Annotated in this window: 15 protein-coding genes and 5 tRNA genes; 5 read left to right on the top strand and 15 right to left on the bottom strand. The window is 72.4% G+C overall.

The genetic code is table 11. From position 1 onward, the window contains the following. Positions 1 to 109 precede the first annotated feature (109 nt). The 3 genes from thiD to AC07BF_RS20405 form a co-directional block, all read right to left on the bottom strand. A complete protein-coding gene (gene thiD / locus AC07BF_RS20415; protein WP_400806236.1) occupies positions 110 to 955 on the bottom strand; it encodes a bifunctional hydroxymethylpyrimidine kinase/phosphomethylpyrimidine kinase in 846 nt (281 codons plus the stop codon). Between the two features lie 65 nt (positions 956 to 1,020). Next, positions 1,021 to 2,046 (bottom strand): ATP-dependent 6-phosphofructokinase, encoded by a 1,026-nt coding sequence (locus AC07BF_RS20410; protein ID WP_363585719.1) that lies wholly within the window; start codon positions 2,044 to 2,046, stop codon positions 1,021 to 1,023. Positions 2,047 to 2,242: 196 nt separating this feature from the next. After that, entirely contained in the window at positions 2,243 to 3,208 is a 966-nt protein-coding gene (locus tag AC07BF_RS20405) for a thiamine-phosphate kinase (RefSeq protein WP_363585718.1), read from the bottom strand. Positions 3,209 to 3,413: 205 nt separating this feature from the next. Here AC07BF_RS20405 and AC07BF_RS20400 point away from each other — a divergent pair, with 205 nt between their 5' ends. Next, complete coding sequence (locus AC07BF_RS20400) at positions 3,414 to 3,647, top strand: Lrp/AsnC family transcriptional regulator (RefSeq protein WP_363375953.1); 234 nt, start codon at positions 3,414 to 3,416, stop codon at positions 3,645 to 3,647. Between the two features lie 20 nt (positions 3,648 to 3,667). Next, complete coding sequence (locus AC07BF_RS20395; RefSeq protein ID WP_400988862.1) at positions 3,668 to 4,186, top strand: DUF3515 domain-containing protein; 519 nt, start codon at positions 3,668 to 3,670, stop codon at positions 4,184 to 4,186. Positions 4,187 to 4,253: 67 nt separating this feature from the next. On the opposite strand, the gene AC07BF_RS20390 is transcribed toward AC07BF_RS20395, so the two are convergent. The 3 genes from AC07BF_RS20390 to AC07BF_RS20380 all read right to left on the bottom strand — a co-directional run bounded on the left by AC07BF_RS20390 (position 4,254) and on the right by AC07BF_RS20380 (position 7,342). Continuing rightward, positions 4,254 to 5,399, bottom strand: coding sequence for a D-alanine--D-alanine ligase family protein (locus tag AC07BF_RS20390; protein WP_400988860.1), 1,146 nt, complete (start codon positions 5,397 to 5,399; stop codon positions 4,254 to 4,256). A 120-nt stretch (positions 5,400 to 5,519) separates the two neighbouring features. After that, positions 5,520 to 6,503 carry an NAD(P)H-dependent glycerol-3-phosphate dehydrogenase gene (locus AC07BF_RS20385; protein ID WP_079135606.1) on the bottom strand — a complete coding sequence of 328 codons (984 nt, stop codon included), beginning with the start codon at positions 6,501 to 6,503 and terminating at the stop codon, positions 5,520 to 5,522. 14 nt (positions 6,504 to 6,517) lie between these two features. Next, entirely contained in the window at positions 6,518 to 7,342 is an 825-nt protein-coding gene (locus AC07BF_RS20380) for a lysophospholipid acyltransferase family protein (protein WP_350882958.1), read from the bottom strand. A gap of 232 nt (positions 7,343 to 7,574) precedes the next feature. Here AC07BF_RS20380 and cofC point away from each other — a divergent pair, with 232 nt between their 5' ends. Beyond that, on the top strand, positions 7,575 to 8,258 hold the full coding sequence (gene cofC / locus AC07BF_RS20375; RefSeq protein WP_363585717.1) for a 2-phospho-L-lactate guanylyltransferase: 684 nt from the start codon (positions 7,575 to 7,577) through the stop codon (positions 8,256 to 8,258). Between the two features lie 56 nt (positions 8,259 to 8,314). Continuing rightward, positions 8,315 to 8,536 (top strand): hypothetical protein, encoded by a 222-nt coding sequence (locus AC07BF_RS20370; RefSeq protein ID WP_063347710.1) that lies wholly within the window; start codon positions 8,315 to 8,317, stop codon positions 8,534 to 8,536. 207 nt (positions 8,537 to 8,743) lie between these two features. Here the strand turns inward: AC07BF_RS20370 and AC07BF_RS20365 are convergent, their stop codons facing one another. The 4 genes from AC07BF_RS20365 to leuC all read right to left on the bottom strand — a co-directional run bounded on the left by AC07BF_RS20365 (position 8,744) and on the right by leuC (position 12,158). After that, positions 8,744 to 9,457, bottom strand: coding sequence for an HU family DNA-binding protein (locus AC07BF_RS20365; RefSeq protein WP_350882962.1), 714 nt, complete (start codon positions 9,455 to 9,457; stop codon positions 8,744 to 8,746). 133 nt (positions 9,458 to 9,590) lie between these two features. Further along, a complete protein-coding gene (locus tag AC07BF_RS20360) occupies positions 9,591 to 9,938 on the bottom strand; it encodes an SCO5555 family protein (protein ID WP_371517045.1) in 348 nt (115 codons plus the stop codon). 181 nt (positions 9,939 to 10,119) lie between these two features. Then, on the bottom strand, positions 10,120 to 10,716 hold the full coding sequence (leuD, locus tag AC07BF_RS20355; RefSeq protein ID WP_363585716.1) for a 3-isopropylmalate dehydratase small subunit: 597 nt from the start codon (positions 10,714 to 10,716) through the stop codon (positions 10,120 to 10,122). A 5-nt stretch (positions 10,717 to 10,721) separates the two neighbouring features. Then, positions 10,722 to 12,158 carry a 3-isopropylmalate dehydratase large subunit gene (gene leuC / locus AC07BF_RS20350; protein WP_363585715.1) on the bottom strand — a complete coding sequence of 479 codons (1,437 nt, stop codon included), beginning with the start codon at positions 12,156 to 12,158 and terminating at the stop codon, positions 10,722 to 10,724. Positions 12,159 to 12,390: 232 nt separating this feature from the next. On the opposite strand from leuC, the gene AC07BF_RS20345 reads away from it, so the two are divergent. Next, positions 12,391 to 13,104: an IclR family transcriptional regulator gene (locus tag AC07BF_RS20345; RefSeq protein ID WP_063347714.1), complete on the top strand. Its 714-nt coding sequence runs from the start codon at positions 12,391 to 12,393 to the stop codon at positions 13,102 to 13,104. A 104-nt stretch (positions 13,105 to 13,208) separates the two neighbouring features. Here the strand turns inward: AC07BF_RS20345 and AC07BF_RS20340 are convergent. From AC07BF_RS20340 to AC07BF_RS20320, 5 genes are all read right to left on the bottom strand, one after another. Continuing rightward, a tRNA-Gln gene (locus tag AC07BF_RS20340) sits at positions 13,209 to 13,283 on the bottom strand. A 49-nt stretch (positions 13,284 to 13,332) separates the two neighbouring features. Further along, positions 13,333 to 13,405 (bottom strand) — tRNA-Glu (locus AC07BF_RS20335). A 26-nt stretch (positions 13,406 to 13,431) separates the two neighbouring features. Further along, positions 13,432 to 13,504, bottom strand: a tRNA-Glu gene (locus tag AC07BF_RS20330). Between the two features lie 27 nt (positions 13,505 to 13,531). After that, positions 13,532 to 13,604 (bottom strand) — tRNA-Glu (locus AC07BF_RS20325). Positions 13,605 to 13,641: 37 nt separating this feature from the next. Then, positions 13,642 to 13,713: transfer RNA gene (locus tag AC07BF_RS20320), tRNA-Gln, on the bottom strand. Positions 13,714 to 14,024: the final 311 nt, after the last annotated feature.

Raw genomic sequence — 14,024 nt, 5'->3', positions numbered from 1 at the left:
CCGCGGGGCCCCACTCCCCGGCCACGACCCCTCAGACGCCCCACCCCACGCCCGCCCCCCCCCACCTCTGTGGGGGGGGGCGGCCCCCCGGCCCCCCCCACTGGCCGGGTCAGCGCCAGCGCCAGGCGTGGTCGACCGGGCCGATCCCGGCACCGAGCGCGAAGCCGCCGGCGATCGCGCCGGTGATGTAGGCCTTGGCCGAGCCGACCGCCTCCGGCAGCGACTCGCCCTTGGCCAGCCCGGCCGCGATCGCGCTGGCCAGGGTGCAACCGGTGCCGTGGGTGTGCCGGTTGTCGTAGCGCGGCGCCCGGTACCAGTGCACCTCGCCGGGCCCGCCGTAGAGCAGGTCCGCGGCCTCACCCTCCAGGTGGCCGCCCTTGACCAGCGCCCAGCCCGGCCCGAGGTCGAGCAACGCCTTGGCGGCGTCCAGCATCTGCCCCTCGTCCTCGACCGTCCGGCCGGTGAGCTGGGTCACTTCGTGCAGGTTGGGGGTGGCCAGGGTGGCGACCGGCAGCAGCCGTTCGCGGACGGTGGCGACGGCCTCGGCGGCCAGCAGGGCGTCCCCGTGCTTGGAGACGCCGACCGGGTCGACGACCACCGGGGCGTCCACCCCGGCCAGCAGTTCGGAGACGGTCTCGACCAGTTCGATCGAGGCGAGCATGCCGGTCTTCACGGCCTGCACCCCGATGTCGTCGACCACGCTGCGGAACTGCGCCCGGACGGCCTCGGCGGGCAGCTCCCAGTAGCCCTGGACGCCGAGCGAGTTCTGCGCGGTGACGGCGGTGATCACGCTCATGCCGTGGACGCCGAGAGCGAGCATCGCCTTGAGGTCGGCCTGGATGCCGGCGCCACCGCCGGAGTCGGAGCCGGCGACGGTGAGCACGCGGGGAGGGGCGGTGGAGGGGCCGCGCGCAGCGCGTCGGCCAGGGGCGGGGGTGGGAGACGGGTGGGCCATGAGGTCAACCTACCTGCGCGCGTTCGGAGCGCGGCACCCTACCTGCGCGCGACCAGAGCACGGCCTCAGAGCACGGCCTCGGACTCCACCCAGCGGTCCTCCGGCACCGTCTTCAGCCTGGTCACCGCGTCGGCGATCGGCACCAGCTCGATCCCGGTCCGGCGCAGCGCGGTGAAGTGGCCGAACGCGCCCTGGTGGACGGCCTCGACGGCGTGCCAGCCGAAGCGGGTGGCGAGCACGCGGTCCCGGGCGGTCGGGGTGCCGCCGCGCTGGGTGTGCCCGAGGATGACCGGGCGGGCCTCCTTGCCGAGCAGGTTCTCCAGTTCGTGGGCGAGCCGGTTGCCGATCCCGCCGAAGGTCCGGTGGCCGTACTGGTCGACCTCGCCGTGGTCGAAGCGCATGGTGCCGGGCAGCGGGGCGGCGCCCTCCGCGACGGCGATGATGGCGAACTTCTTGCCGCGGTCGAAGCGGTCGTCGACCATCCGGGCCACCGCCTCGATGTCGAAGGGCTTCTCCGGGATGAGGATGCCGTGCGCGCCGCCGGCCATGCCCGCGGTGAGGGTGATCCAGCCGGTGTGACGGCCCATCAACTCGACCACCATGACGCGCTGGTGGGATTCCGCGGTGGTCTTGAGCCGGTCGATCGCCTCGGTCGCGACGTGCACCGCGGTGTCGAAGCCGAAGGTGGCGTCGGTGGCGTTGATGTCGTTGTCGATGGTCTTGGGCACCCCGACGACCGGCAGTCCGGCGTCGCTGAACAGCCTGGCGGCGGTCAGCGTGCCCTCGCCGCCGATCGCGATGAGCGCGTCGATGCCGATGTCCCGGGCCAGCGTCCTCGCGTTCTCCACCGCCCAGGAGATCCGCTCGCGCTGCACCCGGGCGGAGCCCAGGACGGTGCCGCCGAGGGTGAGCAGGCCGGTGACGTCGTCGTGCGAGACCGGCCGGGTGCGGCCTTCGATCAGGCCGAGGAAGCCGTCCAGGATGCCGACGATCTCGTCGCCGTGCACGTCCGTGCCCCGGTGCACGACGGAGCGGATCACCGCGTTGAGGCCGGGGCAGTCGCCGCCGCTGGTCAGTACACCGATACGCATGACTGGGTGCGCTCCCGCTCGCAGTGGTTCAGACCACCCACACCAGACGGCGGGCGGGCTCGGTTGTCGCCAGCCTACGCAAAACGGACCCGCGAAGCCCGTGCGCCGCGAGTCCGGGGGTCACGCGCCGCCCGCCGCGCGCCGGTGTCCGGGGGTCACCCGCCGTGTGCCGTACGACAATCGGCGCGGCCGCCCGTCACTCGGCGAAGTGGTCCCAGCCGCCGACCCGGTCCCAGGGCGCGCCGTCCACCGTCACCCGGCCGCTGCGGCTGCCCCGGGGGCGGCCGGTCACCTCGCCCACCACCCGCCAGCGGGCCGGGAGTTGGACCCCGCGCGGGAAGGTCGCCACGATCGCGTGGTCCTCGCCGCCGGACAGCACCCAGACGAGCGGGTCCACCCCGACCGCCTGTCCGATGTCGGCCATCTGCGCCGGGACGTCGAAGTCGGCGGCCTTCAGGTCGATGTCCACCGCGCTGGCCCGGGCCACGTGGCCGAGGTCGGCGACCAGTCCGTCGCTCACGTCGATCATCGAGGTCGCGCCCAACTCGGCGCCGCCCGGGCCCGCGTGGTACGGAGGCTCGGGCCGGCGGTGCGCCTCGACGAAGGCGCGCGGGGAGCGGAAGCCGCGTTGCAGCACGGTGAGTCCGGCGGCCGACCAGCCGAGCCAGCCGGTCACCGCGACCACGTCGCCGACCTGCGCGCCGGCGCGCGTCACCGGCGCGCGCCCCTGGAGGTCCCCGAGCGCCGTGATGGCCAGCGTGACGGTGTCGCCGCGCACCACGTCGCCGCCGACCACCGTCGCCCCGGCCACCTGGCACTCGTCGCGCAGCCCGTCCATCAGCTCGGTGGCCCAGGTGGTGGGCAGGTCGGCGGGGGCGACCAGGCCGAGCAGTATCGCGGTGGGCACCGCTCCCATGGCGGCCACGTCGGCGAGGTTCTGGGCGGCGGCCTTGCGGCCCACGTCGTAGGCGGTGGACCAGTCCCGGCGGAAGTGCCGGTTCTCGATCAGGACGTCCGTGGTGGCCACCACCCGGCCGTCCGGGGCCTTCACCACCGCGGCGTCGTCACCGGGGCCGAGGTCCACCGCGTCGGTGAGCGGCACCCGGGCGGTCAGCTCCCTGATGAGACCGAACTCGCCGAGCTCGCCCACGGTCCCCTGCATCTGCCGTCCTCTCGCATGTCCATCTGAACTCGTCCCCGTCGCGCCCCCGCGCGCAGCGTACGCCCTTCCGGGGTGTCGGGGTCTCCCCTCCCCGGCCCACCGCGCGGTAGCGTGGTGATCAGACTGCCGGTGAGCCCGTTCCCACCCCGACGACCGTCCGGGCGATCACGGCGGCGATCCCCGTAACCGGCCGCCGGAGGTCCCCGTGGTACAGGCATACATCCTGATCCAGACCGAGGTCGGCAAGGCCACCGCCGTGGCCCAGTCGATCTCCGAGATTCCCGGCGTCCTCCAGGCCGAGGACGTCACCGGCCCGTACGACGTCATCGTCCGGGCCGAGGCCGACACCGTGGACGACCTGGGCCGCCTGGTGGTGGCCAAGGTCCAGCAGGTCGAGGGCATCACCCGCACCCTCACCTGTCCGGTGGTGCACCTGTAAGACCCGGCTACCATCGGCGGGTGGCCAGAGAACTCCGAATCCCACGGGCGCTGACGGCACTGCCGGCGCCCGTCCGCTGGCTGGCCCTGCCGCTCGCCCTGACCTGCACGGTCGTCGTGCTGCTCGGCAGTTGGGGCTCCGCCGACGAATCGGTGGCGGCCCCCCGGCCGGGCGGCAAGGCGGCCGAGTACTGCCGCGCGCTGGCCGCGGCCCTGCCGCAGGAGCTGCTCGGCCACGCCCGCAAGGACCCGTCGCCCGCCTCGCCGTACGTGGCCGCGTGGGCCAGCTCGCCCCGCACGGTGCTGCGTTGCGGCATCGACCGTCCGGAGGAACTGGACGGCGAGCACGCCAAGGACTGGTCGCCGACCGTGGACGACGTCACCTGGTGGTCGCAGAAGCTCACCGACGGCGGCTACCGCTTCGTGACGACCATGCGCGCCGCCTACGTCGAGGTGACCGTCCCGGCCGGTGCCTCGGCCAACCCCTTCGACCCGGCCGCCGCCCTCACCGGCGCGGTGAAGGCCACCGTCCCGGGCTGAGCCCGCGAGCGCGCCGAGGAGGGCGGGCCGGGAGCTTCCCGGCCCGCCCTCCGTCGTTCGCGCGCGGCTACCGCAGGCCGGTCGAGCGGCGCAGCGCCGCCTGGAGCAGCCGGTCGATCAGCTCCGGGTAGGACAGCCCGGTGGCCTCCCACATCTTCGGGTAGGCCGAGATCGGGGTGAAGCCGGGCATGGTGTTGATCTCGTTGACCATCCAGGTGCCGTCCTCCAGCAGGAAGAAGTCCACCCGGGCCAGGCCCTCGCAGCCGAGCGCGTCGAACGCGGCCACCGCCTGGCGGCGGATCTCGGCGGTCTGCTCGTCGTCGAGCTTCGCCGGGATCTGCACCTCGGACGAGTCGATGTACTTGGCCTCGAAGTCGTAGAAGTCGAAGCCGTCGCCGACCAGCACCTCGGCCGGGAGGCTGGCCTTCGGGCCGTCCTCGGTCTCCAGCACGCCGCACTCGATCTCGCGGCCGCTCACGCCGGCCTCGATGATCAGCTTGGGGTCGTGCCGGCGGGCCTCCTCGATCGCGGCGTCGAGGTCGGCGAGGTCCTTGACCTTGGTGATGCCCATGCTGGAGCCGGCCCGGCAGGGCTTCACGAACAGCGGCAGGCCGAGCTCGGCGGCCAGCTCGCGCACCGCGGCGCGGCCGGCCTCGCTCTCCCAGTCGCGCGGCCGCACGATGGTGTACCGGCCGACGCCCAGGCCGTGCGAGGCCAGGATCCGCTTGGTGAACTCCTTGTCCATGCCGACCGCGCTGGACAGTACGCCGTTGCCGACGTAGGGCACGCCGGACAGCTCCAGCAGGCCTTGCAGGGTGCCGTCCTCTCCCCAGGGGCCGTGCAGCAGCGGGAACACCACGTCGACCTCGCCGAGGGCCTTGGGGGTGCTCCCCGGCTCGCTCAGGACGACCTCCCGGTCGCCCGGGGCGATCGGCAGCGCGACCTGCCCGTCCACGGACTCGGCGACGCCCGGGACGTCCGGCATCCGGCCGTCGGTGATCGCCATCCGGGCGGGCTCGTCGCTGACCAGCGCCCAGCGGCCCTCGGGGGTGATCCCGATCGGGAGCACCTCGTACTTCTCGCGGTCGATCGCCTTGAGCACGCTGCCGGCGGTGACCACCGAGACGCCGTGCTCGGAGCTGCGTCCGCCGAAGACCAGCGCGACGCGCGGCTTCGCAGCGGACGGGTTCGGGGAGGACTGTTCGATGCTCATATCGGGTTTGAGACTACCGTGCGAAGGGTTTCCGGGGCGTCAGCCGCCCCCGACCACCGCCCCGGACCACCGCCTCGCCGTCCGCGCCGCTCGGCACCGCTCGGCACCGCTCGGCACCGCTCAGCGCCGCTCGGCCTTCGCCGAACGGGACATCAGGGCCTGGAGCGCCTCCTGGGTGGGCCGCCCGTTGTGCACGACATCCACCACCGCCTCGACGATCGGCATGTCGACGCCGTTGCGCCGGGCCAGGTCGAGCACCGACTCGCAGGACTTGACGCCCTCCGCGGTCTGCCGGGTCGCCGCGATGGTCTCCGCGAGCGACATGCCCCGGCCCAGGTTCATGCCGAAGGTGTTGTTGCGCGACAGCGGCGAGGAGCAGGTGGCGACCAGGTCGCCCATCCCGGCGAGCCCGGCGAAGGTGTGCGGGTCGGCGCCGAGCACCTCGCCGAGCCGGGTGGTCTCGGCCAGCCCGCGGGTGATCAGCGTCGCCTTGGTGTTGTCGCCGAGCCCCATGCCGGCCGCCATGCCGACCGCCAGGCCGATCACGTTCTTGACCGCCCCGCCGAGCTCGCAGCCCAGCACGTCGGTGTTGGTGTACGGGCGGAAGTACGGCGTGTGGCAGGCCGCCTGGAGCCGCTTGGCGACCGCCTCGTCCGCGCAGGCGACGACGCTGGCGGCGGGCTGCCGGTTGGCGATCTCCCGGGCCAGGTTGGGCCCGCTGACCACCGCGACGCGCTCCGGGCCGACCTTGGTGACCTCGTCGATCACCTCGCTCATCCGCTTGGCCGTGCCGAGTTCGATGCCCTTCATCAGGCTCACCAGCACGGTCTGCGGCTCGATCAGCGGCGTCCAGGCGGCCAGGTTGTCGCGCAGCGTCTGCGAGGGCACCACCAGGACGGCGAAGTCGGCGCCGGCCAGCGCCTCGGCGGCGTCGGTGGTGGCCCGGACGGAGCCCGGCAGCGGCACGCCCGGCAGGTAGTCCGGGTTCTCGTGCGTGGTGTTGATGGCGTCGACGAGTTCCTGGCGGCGGGCCCACAGGACGACGTCGCTGCCCGCGTCGGCCAGCACCATCGCGAAGGCGGTGCCCCAGGAGCCCGTCCCCATCACTGCGCAGCGGGTCACCGGCCGCCCTCCTCGTCGTCGTTGCCGCCCTTGGCGCGCCGGCGTTCGGCGGCGGCCGCGGCGGCGCGGTTCCGGGCGGCCTTGCGCATGTCGTAGCGCTCGGCCGGCGGCTCCTCGCCGCGGACGTCGGCCAGCACGGCGGTGATCGCCGTCATGATGTCCTCGGTGGCGTCGTTGAGCACCTGGGCGGTGAGCTCCTGGCCCCGGTACTTGCTCAGGTCCACCGCGGGCCCCGCCGCCACGGTGACCCGGTGGCGCGGGAAGAGGTTGAACTTGCCCTTCCCGAAGCCCGGACGGCCGTACGGCGGGATGATCTCGTGCGCTCCCCAGTGTGCGACCGGGATGACCGGCGCGCCGGTCATCAGCGCGACCCGGGCGACGCCGCTCTTGCCGGTCATCGGCCACAGGTCCGGGTCCCGGGTGAGCGTGCCCTCCGGGTAGAACTGCACGCACTGGCCGCCGTTGACGGCGTCGATAGCGGCCCGGAAAGCCTGCGCGGCATCGGTGGACTCGCGGAACACCGGAATCTGGCCGGTCTTGCGCAGCATGAATCCGATGAAGGGAATCGAGAACAGCGAGGACTTGCCGAGAATGCGCGGCGGACGGCCGCTGTTGTACTGCCAGTGCGCGTAGATCACCGGGTCGATGATCGAATTGTGGTTCACCGCGGCGATGAAGCCGCCTTCCTTCGGAAGGTGCTCCCAGCCCCGCCAGTCGGGCTTCACCAGCGCGGTCGTCACCGGCTTCACCAGCACGGCCGCGAAGCGGTACCAGATGCCGTAGTCGGCGTTGCCGAACTTGGCGTACGAGCGGCGGGCCACCCCAGGTCCTCCTCATCCGAAGCGGCACGTGGGGTGCCGCGGTCATAACCTCCCGGTGCCGCGCACCGGTACGGGACCGGTGCCCGGGTGACGGGCGCGGAACAGTCTCGCCCGGCTGCTCACCGGCTGTCGAGCGACCGCACCAACCCGCCCGGCAGGCGTGATCAAACGCACGTCCGCACAGATCGGACGGCCTGGCGAGGGCTCCGGGACCGGCGTCACAATGACGCCGATGACCCAGGACACCGTACGCCCCAACGGGCCCGTCGCGCCCCCCGCACCCGCCACCGACTGGTCGCTGGTGCTGCCGCTCAAGCCGCTCGCCCTCGCGAAGAGCCGACTGGCCCCGTACGCCGGGCCGCACCGGGCGGACCTCGCGCTGTCCTTCGCGCTCGACACCGCCACCGCCGCACTGGCCACCCCGGGCGTCGCCCGGGTCCTGGTGGTCACCCGGGACGCGGCGGCCGGCGCCCGGCTGGCGGCACTGGGCGCGGTGGTGGTCGCCGACGAACCCGGCGAGGGCCTCAACGAGGCGCTGGTGCACGGCACGGCGGCCGCCCTGGCGCTCGCCCCGCGCTCGCCGCTGGCCGCCCTCTCGGCGGACCTGCCGGCCCTGCGCCCGGTCGAACTGGCCCGGGTGCTGGGCGCGGTGCCGCCGGACGGCCGGGCCTTCCTGCCGGACTCCCCAGGCCTCGGCACCACGCTGCTCGCCTGTACCCCCGGCCGCCCGCTCTCGCCCGCCTTCGGGGACGGCTCGCGGGCCCGGCACGCGGCCGGCGGAGCACTCGAACTTCGCCTGGCGGACGTGGAGTCGGTGCGCCGGGACGTCGACACCGGCGCGGACCTCGGCGAGGCCGCGGCGCTCGGCCTCGGCCCGTACACCAGCGTCCTGTTCGCCCGGCTGGCGCGGGCCTGACCGGCGCCCCGCGGGACGCCGCCCGGTCGGCCGGGGCCGCTCGCTATGCTGCTGCCATGCAGGCCACCGCGTTCACCTTCGACCCCGCCACCCGGGCCGGCTCCGTGCTGCTCGACGACGGGACCCCGGTGCCGTTCGACGCGGCCGCCTTCGACGCCGGCGGTCTGCGGCTGCTGCGACCGGGCCAGCGGGTGCGGATCCGCACCGAGGGCGCCGGCGAGGCCCGCCGGGTGGTCTTCGTGACGCTGCAGACCTTCCCCGACCCGGCCGCGGGCTGACCGTCCTCCGCTGACCGTCCCCCCGCTGGTCCTCCCCCGCCGTCCGGCACGCCCGCCGCCGCGTTCCGTGCCTGGTCACCGTCGGTCGCAGAATCCTGACTAAGCGCCCGGAAATCGAAAGAGCCGCGGCGACCCGGTCTCCGCAATTCACGGAGGGGGGGTGCCGCGGCTCTCTGCCGAAGGCCGTCCGAGGACCGCTGCGCGGGACTACTTGGCAGAGGTCTTGCGCGCGGTGGTCTTGCGGGTGGCGGTCTTCTTCGCCGGAGCCGTCTTCTTGGCCGTCGCGGTCGCCTTCTTGGCGGTCGCGGTGGTCTTCTTGGCGGCGGCGGTGGTGGTCGCCTTCTTGGCGGCGGCGGCCGTCTTCTTGGTCGCGGTCGCGGTGGTCTTCTTCGCGGCGGCGGTGGTGGTCGCCTTCTTGGTGGCGGTCGCCTTCTTCGCGGCGGCGGTGGTGGTCGCCTTCTTGGCCGCGGCCGTGGTCGCCGTCTTCTTGGCGGCGGCCTTCTTGGCCGGAGCGGCGGCGGCGGCCGTGGCGGCACGCTTGGTGGCGGCGCGCTTGGCGGCCGGGGTGGCGGCGACGCCGCTCTTGCCCGGGGTGAGGGAGCCCTTGGGGGCCTTCTTCACCGAGGGGCCTTCCTTCGGCAGCTTCTTGCTGCCGCTGACCAGGTCCTTGAAGCCCTGGCCGGGACGGAAGCGGGGCACCGAGGTCTTCTTGACCTTGACCTTCTCGCCGGTCTGCGGGTTGCGGGCGAAGCGCGCGGAGCGCTCCACCTTCTCGAAGGTGCCGAAACCAGTGACCGAAACCCGGTCACCGGCCACAACGGCACGGACCATGGTGTCGAGCACTGCGTCGACGGCCTCTGCGGCAGCCTTGCGACCGCCCAGCTGCTCGGCCACCGCTTCGACAAGCTGAGCCTTGTTCACGTCTTCCCCTTCGGAAACGGGCGCCGGATGATTCCATCCGTTCTTTTCGCACGTTAGGTATGTATCTGCGGACTTTCAATTACCAAACGCGCGAATCACCCTAGTGTCGCAATGGATTTGCGCGTCGGCGACCTCAGGCGACGGGCGGGCGCCCCTCGTCGAGGTCATGTACAAAGCGACTCAACCGCCTTGCCGCCTCCGGAAGATCGCGCTTGGCGGTCTCGGTGACGATGAGGAGTTGACGGGAGAGAGCGGTCTTTGCATCGGCAGACACGTTCAGCGCATGCACGCGGGCGTGAGCTTGCTTCAACCGCTCGGCCACAAGCGCGTAGAGCGCTGCGACTTCCTGGTCGTCCGGCCCCTCAGCTGGTGCGGAGGCGACGTCCGGCCGATCGTCAATTCGGCGTTCGGATCCCCGGCCCACGGACTCCGGAGCCGCGGGTTCGCCGCCCGCGTACGGAGGTTCATGGTGCCGGTGCATGTACTGATTGTGCCATCTACCCGCAGTTGTACTTGCGCGGGGCCCTCTCCGGCAAAGCCAAATGGGCAATCCGGGGTGGGCCGCGGCGCTAACTCGTGCTCCGGAACGGCGGATGGCCCGCCCCCCCGAAGGGGAGGCGGGCCATCCGGTGGATCGCCAGAATGCTTGTTCTGAGGGGATCTCAGGCAACCGGCAGAGTACGGGGCTTGAAGGTCGGACGGGTCGCTTCGAAGGCCGCGATGTCGGCCTCGTTCCGCAGGGTGATGCTGATGTCGTCCAGCCCGTTGAGCAGCCGCCACCGGACGTTGTCGTCCAGTTCGAAAGACGCGGTGACGCCCTCGGCCCGGACTTCGCGGGCTTCCAGATCAACGGTGATCTCGGCCGAAGGGTTACTCTCGGTGAGCGCCCAGAGCTGTTCCACGGTCTCTTGCGGCAGGACGACCGTCAGCAGTCCGTTCTTCAGGGAATTCCCACGGAAGATGTCCGCGAAGCGCGACGAGATGACCGCGTGGAAGCCGTAGTTCTGCAGCGCCCAGACGGCGTGCTCACGGGAGGAGCCGGTGCCGAACTCCGGGCCGGCCACCAGGACCGTGGCGCCCTGCCGCTCGGGCTGGTTGAGGATGAACGACTCGTCCTTGCGCCAGGCCTCGAAAAGGCCGCCCTCGAAACCGGAACGGGTGACCTTCTTGAGCCAGTGGGCCGGGATGATCTGGTCGGTGTCCACGTTCGAGCGCCGCAGCGGAACGGCCCGGCCGGTGTGGGTGGTGAACTTCTCCATGGTTCTCAGGCCTCCACAGCCACGTTGGTGTCCGCCAGGTCGGAGGGCAGATCGGACGGTGCGGCCAGACGGCCCAGGACGGCGGTCGCGGCGGCGACCTGCGGGGACACCAGGTGGGTCCGGCCACCCTTGCCCTGCCGGCCCTCGAAGTTGCGGTTCGAGGTGGAGGCGCAGCGCTCCCCGGGGGCGAGCTGGTCGGGGTTCATGCCCAGGCACATCGAGCAGCCCGCGTGGCGCCACTCGGCGCCGGCCGCGGTGAACACCTTGTCCAGGCCCTCCTCCACGGCTTGCAGGGCGACCCGGACGGAGCCGGGGACGACGAGCATCCGTACGCCGTCGGCGATCCGGCGGCCCTCCACGACGGCGGCGGCGGCGCGCAGGTCCTCGATCCGGCCGTTGGTGCAGGAGCCGACGAAGACGGCGTCGACGGTGACCTCGCGCAGCGGGGTGCCGGCCTCCAGGCCCATGTAGGCGAGGGCGTTCTCGGCGGCCGCGCGCTCCTGCGGGTCGGCGAAGGAGGCCGGGTCCGGCACGTCGGAGCCCAGCGGGGCGCCCTGGCCGGGGTTGGTGCCCCAGGTGACGAACGGGGTCAGCGCGGCCGCGTCGACGAAGATCTCGTGGTCGAAGACCGCGTCCTCGTCGGTGCCCAGGGTCGACCAGTACGCGACGGCGGCGTCCCAGTCCTCGCCCTGCGGGGCGTGCGGACGGCCCTTGAGGTAGCCGAAGGTGGTCTCGTCCGGGGCGATCATGCCCGCCCGGGCGCCGGCCTCGATGGACATGTTGCAGATGGTCATCCGGGCCTCCATGGACAGGCCCCGGATCGCCGAACCGCGGTACTCCAGGACGTATCCCTGGCCGCCGCCGGTGCCGATCTTGGCGATCACGGCCAGGATCAGGTCCTTGGCGGTGACGCCCTCGGGCAGCTCGCCCTCGACCGTGACGGCCATGGTCCGGAACGGCGCCAGCGGCAGCGTCTGGGTGGCCAGCACGTGCTCGACCTGGCTGGTGCCGATGCCGAACGCCAGTGCGCCGAACGCGCCGTGGGTCGAGGTGTGGGAGTCGCCGCAGACCACGGTCATGCCGGGCTGGGTCAGGCCCAGCTGCGGGCCGACCACGTGCACGACGCCCTGCTCGATGTCGCCGAGCGAGTGGATCCGGACACCGAACTCGGCGGCGTTGCGGCGCAGCGTCTCCAGCTGCACCTTGGACACCGGGTCGGCGATCGGCTTGTCGATGTCCACGGTGGGGGTGTTGTGATCCTCGGTGGCGATCGTCAGATCGGTGCGGCGGACCGTCCGGCCGGCCAGCCGCAGCCCGTCGAAGGCCTGCGGGCTGGTCACCTCGTGGAGCAGGTGGAGGTCGATGAAGAGCAGGTCGGGCTCTCCCTCCGCGCGCCGCACGACGTGGTCGTCCCAGACCTTCTCTGCGAGTGTCCGTCCCATCGGATTCCCTCCAGCCGGCCGCGTTGCCGGCCTTCTCGTGTCGTCGAGGTCGGAGCTCCCGCCGCCCTGTGGCGGGCGCGTTCTCGCGACCTGCACGCCGGATCGCTGTCCACGATGCGGACACTCTGGTGAGGTCGCATCCTGGATGCCTCCCGGGCTGCTGCATCCAGAGTGGCGCTTTTCCCGGAAGATTGAACTTGCGTCTCGCGGAATGAGACTGCAGTCTTAGCGCATGGACAACTCTAGCGGCGTCGGCGTTCTCGACAAGGCCGCTCTGGTGCTGAGCGCACTGGAGTCGGGCCCCGCCACGTTGGCGGGGCTGGTCGCCGCCACCGGTCTGGCGCGCCCCACGGCCCACCGGCTCGCCGTCGCACTCGAACACCACCGTCTGGTCACCAGGGACATGCAGGGGCGATTCATCCTCGGCCCCCGTCTGTCCGAACTCTCCGCCGCGGCGGGCGAGGACCGGCTGCTCGCCACCGCGGGCCCGGTTCTGACCCACCTGCGCGACGTCACCGGCGAGAGCGCACAGCTCTACCGCCGCCAGGGCGAGATGCGGATCTGCGTAGCCGCCGCCGAGCGGCTCTCCGGTCTGCGGGACACCGTCCCGGTCGGCAGCACCCTGCCGATGAAGGCCGGCTCGGCCGCCCAGGTCCTGCTGGCCTGGGAGGAGCCCGAGCGGCTGCACCGCGGCCTCCAGGGCGCCCGCTTCACCGCCACCGCGCTCAGCGGCGTCCGCCGCCGCGGCTGGGCCCAGTCGATCGGCGAGCGCGAGCCGGGCGTCGCGTCCGTCTCCGCTCCCGTGCGCGGCCCCTCCAACCGCGTGGTGGCCTCCGTCTCCGTCTCCGGCCCGATCGAGCGGCTGACCCGCCACCCGGGCCGCCTGCACGCCCAGGCCATCATCGAGGCCGCGAACCGGCTCACCGAGGCCCTCCGCCGCGGCTGACCGCCGCACCCGGAAAGGGCCCCGCGCAGCACCACCGCGCGGGGCCCTTCGGAATGCTCCGGGAAATGCAAAAAAGACCCCGGAAACCGGGGCCTTCCAATTTCTGGCTGGGGTACCAGGACTCGAACCTAGACTAAATGAACCAGAATCACTCGTGCTGCCAATTACACCATACCCCAACACAAAGCAAGCGCCGATGGGATAACCCACCGGCTTCATGCTCTGGAGTACCCCCGACCGGATTCGAACCGGCGCTACTGCCGTGAGAGGGCAGCGTGCTAGGCCGCTACACAACGGGGGCTTCCTGGCGATCCCTTGCGGGATCAGTACCCCCGACCGGATTCGAACCGGCGCTACTGCCGTGAGAGGGCAGCGTGCTAGGCCGCTACACAACGGGGGCTTTCCAGGTGATCCCTTGCGGGATCGGTACCCCCGACCGGATTCGAACCGGCGCTACTGCCGTGAGAGGGCAGCGTGCTAGGCCGCTACACAACGGGGGCTTGTTCTTCACTTGTACTGCTGGACTTGCGTACTGCGCTGGGGTACCAGGACTCGAACCTAGACTAAATGAACCAGAATCACTCGTGCTGCCAATTACACCATACCCCACCAGAGTTGAACCCCTGTCGGGGCCTTCTCAGGCGTTGCGCCTCTCGTTCGGGGCCGGGTGGAGGGTTTCGCTCCCTCGTCCGTTCCCTCCCGGGCGGCGCAGAAAGAACATTACCCGACGCCGGCCCCGGCTCCAAAATCGATAACCCCAGGCAGCGGCCGGGCGTCCTGGCAGTGACGTCCGGGCGGTGACGTCCGGGCAGGGGGGGGGGGGGGGGGGGGGGGGGGGGGGGGGGGGGGGGGGGGGGGGGGGGGGGGAGGGGGGAGGGGGGGGGGGGGGGGGGGGGGGGGGGAGGGCGGGGGGGAAGGCG

Source organism: Kitasatospora sp. NPDC043950 (assembly GCF_056435345.1).
The sequence above is the reverse complement of the archived record's forward strand: the minus strand, read 5'-3'. Positions and strand labels throughout refer to the sequence as shown.

Coding starts and splice junctions, on each gene's coding strand:
- thiD (WP_400806236.1), bottom strand. CDS start 955: ATGGCCCACCCGTCTCCCACCCCCGCCCCTGGCCGACGCGCTGCGCGC.
- AC07BF_RS20410 (WP_363585719.1), bottom strand. CDS start 2,046: ATGCGTATCGGTGTACTGACCAGCGGCGGCGACTGCCCCGGCCTCAAC.
- AC07BF_RS20405 (WP_363585718.1), bottom strand. CDS start 3,208: ATGCAGGGGACCGTGGGCGAGCTCGGCGAGTTCGGTCTCATCAGGGAG.
- AC07BF_RS20390 (WP_400988860.1), bottom strand. CDS start 5,399: ATGAGCATCGAACAGTCCTCCCCGAACCCGTCCGCTGCGAAGCCGCGC.
- AC07BF_RS20385 (WP_079135606.1), bottom strand. CDS start 6,503: ATGGGGACGGGCTCCTGGGGCACCGCCTTCGCGATGGTGCTGGCCGAC.
- cofC (WP_363585717.1), top strand. CDS start 7,575: ATGACCCAGGACACCGTACGCCCCAACGGGCCCGTCGCGCCCCCCGCA.
- AC07BF_RS20370 (WP_063347710.1), top strand. CDS start 8,315: ATGCAGGCCACCGCGTTCACCTTCGACCCCGCCACCCGGGCCGGCTCC.
- AC07BF_RS20360 (WP_371517045.1), bottom strand. CDS start 9,938: ATGCACCGGCACCATGAACCTCCGTACGCGGGCGGCGAACCCGCGGCT.
- leuD (WP_363585716.1), bottom strand. CDS start 10,716: ATGGAGAAGTTCACCACCCACACCGGCCGGGCCGTTCCGCTGCGGCGC.
- leuC (WP_363585715.1), bottom strand. CDS start 12,158: ATGGGACGGACACTCGCAGAGAAGGTCTGGGACGACCACGTCGTGCGG.
- AC07BF_RS20345 (WP_063347714.1), top strand. CDS start 12,391: ATGGACAACTCTAGCGGCGTCGGCGTTCTCGACAAGGCCGCTCTGGTG.